The 4,008-nt window shown below is 72.7% G+C and carries 3 protein-coding genes; 1 reads left to right on the plus strand and 2 read right to left on the minus strand.

The genetic code is table 11. The features are described 5' to 3' along the window. Window positions 1-119 precede the first annotated feature (119 nt). Together ACFWGJ_RS42545 and ACFWGJ_RS42550 are read right to left on the minus strand one after the other, a co-directional pair. Complete coding sequence (locus tag ACFWGJ_RS42545) at window positions 120-1,760, minus strand: ABC-F family ATP-binding cassette domain-containing protein (RefSeq protein WP_387334330.1); 1,641 nt, start codon at window positions 1,758-1,760, stop codon at window positions 120-122. A 97-nt stretch (window positions 1,761-1,857) separates the two neighbouring features. Continuing rightward, on the minus strand, window positions 1,858-2,883 hold the full coding sequence (locus tag ACFWGJ_RS42550) for an oxidoreductase (RefSeq protein ID WP_387334331.1): 1,026 nt from the start codon (window positions 2,881-2,883) through the stop codon (window positions 1,858-1,860). A 66-nt stretch (window positions 2,884-2,949) separates the two neighbouring features. Between ACFWGJ_RS42550 and ACFWGJ_RS42555 the strand changes: the two genes are divergently transcribed. Beyond that, window positions 2,950-3,912 carry an FAD-dependent oxidoreductase gene (locus tag ACFWGJ_RS42555; protein ID WP_387334332.1) on the plus strand — a complete coding sequence of 321 codons (963 nt, stop codon included), beginning with the start codon at window positions 2,950-2,952 and terminating at the stop codon, window positions 3,910-3,912. The last annotated feature ends 96 nt before the right edge of the window (window positions 3,913-4,008 follow it).

The raw sequence follows: 4,008 nt of genomic DNA on the forward strand, positions 1-4,008 counted from the left end.
CCCCTAAAGGGCGAAAAACAGGGGCGCAGCCCCGTTTTTAGGGGCGCGGGGAACTGCGCGGCCGGCCACGACGCGCCCGCAGACGACGCACCGGAGTTCCAGCGGAGGCAGCGGAGCGGCTAGCGTTCCGTCACCTTGCCCGCGGCCACCTCCAGGCGGCGGGTCGTGCGGACCGCGTTCAGCATGCGGCGGTCGTGCGTCACCAGGAGCAGCGTGCCCTCGTAGGAGTCGAGGGCCGATTCCAGCTGTTCGATCGCCGGCAGGTCGAGGTGGTTGGTCGGCTCGTCGAGGACCAGGAGGTTCACGCCCCGGCCCTGGAGCAGGGCCAGCGCCGACCGGGTGCGCTCGCCCGGGGAGAGGCTCGCGGCCGGGCGCAGGACGTGGTCCGCCTTGAGGCCGAACTTGGCCAGGAGCGTACGGACCTCGGCCGGCTCGGTGTCGGGGACGGCCGCGCAGAACGCGTCTAGCAGCGCCTCCGTGCCGTGGAACAGCTTGCGGGCCTGGTCGACCTCGCCGACGATCACGCCCGAGCCGAGCGTGGCATGCCCGGAGTCCAGGGGTACGCGGCCGAGCAGGGCGCCGAGCAGGGTGGACTTGCCGGCGCCGTTCACACCGGTGACGGCCACCCGGTCCGCCCAGTCGATCTGGAGCGTGGCCGGGCCGAAGGTGAAGTCGCCCCGCCGGACCTCGGCGTCGCGCAGGGTGGCGACCACGGAGCCGGACCGCGGGGCCGCCGCGATCTCCATGCGCAGCTCCCACTCCTTGCGCGGCTCCTCCACCACGTCGAGACGCTCGATCATGCGCTGGGTCTGCCGGGCCTTCGCGGCCTGCTTCTCGCTGGCCTCGCTGCGGAACTTGCGGCCGATCTTGTCGTTGTCGTTGTTCGCCTTGCGCCGGGCGTTCTTGACGCCCTTGTCCATCCAGGAACGCTGCATCTGGGCGCGGCCCTCAAGGGCGGAACGCTTGTCGGCGTACTCCTCGTAGCCCTCTCGGGCGTGCCGGCGGGCCACGTCCCGCTCTTCCAGATAGGCCTCGTAGCCGCCGCCGTACAGAGTGATCTGCTGCTGGGCCAGGTCGAGTTCGAGGACCTTGGTGACCGTGCGGGTGAGGAACTCGCGGTCGTGGCTGACGACGACCGTGCCCGCGCGCAGCCCGGAGACGAAGCGTTCGAGGCGCTCCAGGCCGTCCAGGTCGAGGTCGTTGGTCGGCTCGTCGAGCAGGAACACGTCGTAGCGGGACAGGAGCAGCGAGGCGAGTCCGGCGCGGGCCGCCTGGCCGCCGGAGAGCGAGGTCATCGGCTGGTCCAGGCCGACGGCGAGGCCGAGCGAGTCGGCGACCTCCTCGGCCCGCTCGTCGAGGTCGGCGCCGCCCAACGCGAGCCACCGCTCCAGGCTGTCCGCGTACGCGTCGTCCGCGCCCGGCGCCCCGTCGACGAGTGCCTGCGTGGCCTCGTCCATCACCCGCTGGGCCTCGGCCACACCCGTGCGGCGCGCCAGGAACTCGCGTACGGACTCGCCTGGCCGGCGCTCGGGCTCCTGCGGCAGATGGCCGACGGCGGCCGACGGCGGGGAGAGCCGCAGCTCGCCCTCCTCCGGCTTGATGAGACCGGCGAGCATGCGCAGCAGGGTGGACTTGCCCGCGCCGTTGGCACCGACGAGACCGATCACGTCGCCGGGCGCGACGACGAGGTCGAGTTCGGCGAAGAGGGTGCGGTCGCCGTGGCCGGCGGCGAGGTTCTTGGCGACGAGAGTGGCAGTCATCAGGAGGCCGATCCTAATCGCCGGGCCCTCGCGCCCGCGCCCGGGTTTCGCGCCCGCCGGTGCCGGCTTCGCGCACGTGGGCGACCGGCCCGGGCCGTCAGCGGGCCATCGCCTCCACCAGGACGCTCCCGGACGTCCGCGCCACGATGAAGGACTCCCCTCTGGTGGCCCTCGTGTCCAGCGGAAGCCGGTGGCGGCCCGCTTCCAGGACGCCGTCGAACACCTCGTGCATATGGGTGCGGTAGAGGCGGTCCAGCCGGTACGCGGTGAGCTGGACCCGGCAGGGGGAGGTGACCTCGATGCCCGCCTCGCCGTCGGCGGCGACCAGCCGGGTCAGCCGGCGCTGCTCTTGGGGGCTGCGGTCCAGGGCGTTCTCTATCTGGGCGACCAGGAGCGGGACGATCGGGGCCAGCCCCTCGACGTACGCGACGTCGACGCCGGCCTGTTCGAAGGAGTGCCGGACATCCGCGCGTTCCTGCTCGGTGACGGCGCGGCCGAAGGCGACGGCGCCGTAGGTGCGCAGTTCGTCGGCGGGTACGCCCGTGGCGTCCCGGGTGATGTCGGCGCCGATGCCGATGATGCGCAGGGCGGCGGCGAGCTTGCCCAGGACGGCGGCCCGGGCGCCGATGAGCAGGACCCGGCGGCGCTCGCCCCCGGCCACGGCCCCGGCGAGCAGGGAGCCGAGGGCGGCACGGTACTGGTCGCCGTGGAAACGGAAGGGGCCGATGCCGTGATAGCCGTTCCGTTCCAGATCCGGGTGGTCGTCGGTCTGCCAGGCGAAGTCGCGCCAGACGAAATCGTCGCCGTGCCGGTCGATCACGGCGGTCACGGCACCGCAGGCGAGGTCCTCGCACTCCGGGCAGCCGTATATGACGTACCGGCCGCCCTCCAGCGGAGGATCGGCTTCCAGCAGCAGGCTCTGCACCTGGGCGATGAAGATCGCGGGCGGTACGTCGGAGGCGAGGGGGGACACGGCGTCGAGGTCGGACAGCTGGTACAGCAGCGGGCGTCCGTCGACGATGAAGTCGACGAAGTCCCGGTGCGCTCGGTAGTCACCGTTGGCCAGTACTCCACCGGCACGCATCGCCGGTGCCAGGCCGAAGGTCGCGTACTCGGCAGACATGCTGTGAGTATTCCCGGACCGGGCCAACTCTGAGCACGGCATGACATATTCCGCTAACGTCCCCGCGTGGCGGAAGATCGAAGCGGTGACGTGATCGTGGTCGGCAGCGGGGTCATAGGACTCACGACGGCCCTTGTCCTGGCCGAGAGCGGCAGACGCGTACGGATCTGGACGCGGGAGCCCGCCGAGCGGACCACCTCGGCGGTTGCGGGCGCGCTGTGGTGGCCGTACGCCATCGAGCCGCAGGATCTCGCGCGGACGTGGGCCCTGCGCTCACTGTCCGTGTACGAGGAGTTGGCGGCGCGGCCCGAGGAGACGGGCGTACGCCTGGTCGAAGGCGTCATGGGCGAGGCGCGGCTTGACGAGCAGGGGCCGTGGGCGGCGGCCCGGCTGCCGGGGCTGCGGGCGTCCACGGCCGAGGAGTACGCGGGCCCGGGGCTGTGGGCGAGGCTGCCGCTGATCGACATGCCGGTGCATCTGGCGTGGCTGCGCGCGCGGTTCCTGCGGGCGGGCGGGGTGGTCGAGTCACGCGTGGTGACGGACCTCGCCGAGGCCCGGGCGCGGGCGGGGGTCGTCGTCAACTGCACGGGGCTCGGTGCGCGGGAGCTGCTCGGGGACACGGCGGTGCGGCCCGTGCGGGGGCAGTTGGTGATCGTGGAGAACCCCGGGATCCGGACGTGGCTCGTCTCCACGGACGCGGTGGCCGGGACGACCACGTATCTCTTTCCGCAGCCGGGGCGGTTGGTCCTCGGCGGGACCACGGACGACGGGGAGTGGTCCCTGGAGCCCGATCCCGCGGTGGCCGCGGAGATCGTCGCGCGCTGTGCGGTACTCCGGCCGGAGGTGGCGGGGGCGCGGGTGCTGGGGCATCGGGTGGGGGTGCGGCCCGTGCGGTCCGCTGTGCGGCTCGAACGGGATGCCTTGGGCGGCGCGGCGGGTGGGGTGTTGGTGCACAACTACGGGCATGGTGGGGCCGGGGTGACGGTGGCCTGGGGGTGCGCGGAGGTGGTACTGGGGCTCGTTGTCTAGGCGCGGGTCCGCTGTGGCTGGGGTGGTTGCGCAGTTCCCCGCGCCCCTGAAAAGCAGAAGACTGCGCAGTTCCCCGCGCCCCCAGACACCTGGGGG

The organism is Streptomyces sp. NPDC060205 (assembly GCF_042728395.1).
In the GTDB taxonomy this organism is placed as follows: domain Bacteria; phylum Actinomycetota; class Actinomycetes; order Streptomycetales; family Streptomycetaceae; genus Streptomyces.

Coding starts and splice junctions, on each gene's coding strand:
- ACFWGJ_RS42545 (WP_387334330.1), bottom strand. CDS start 1,760: ATGACTGCCACTCTCGTCGCCAAGAACCTCGCCGCCGGCCACGGCGAC.
- ACFWGJ_RS42550 (WP_387334331.1), bottom strand. CDS start 2,883: ATGTCTGCCGAGTACGCGACCTTCGGCCTGGCACCGGCGATGCGTGCC.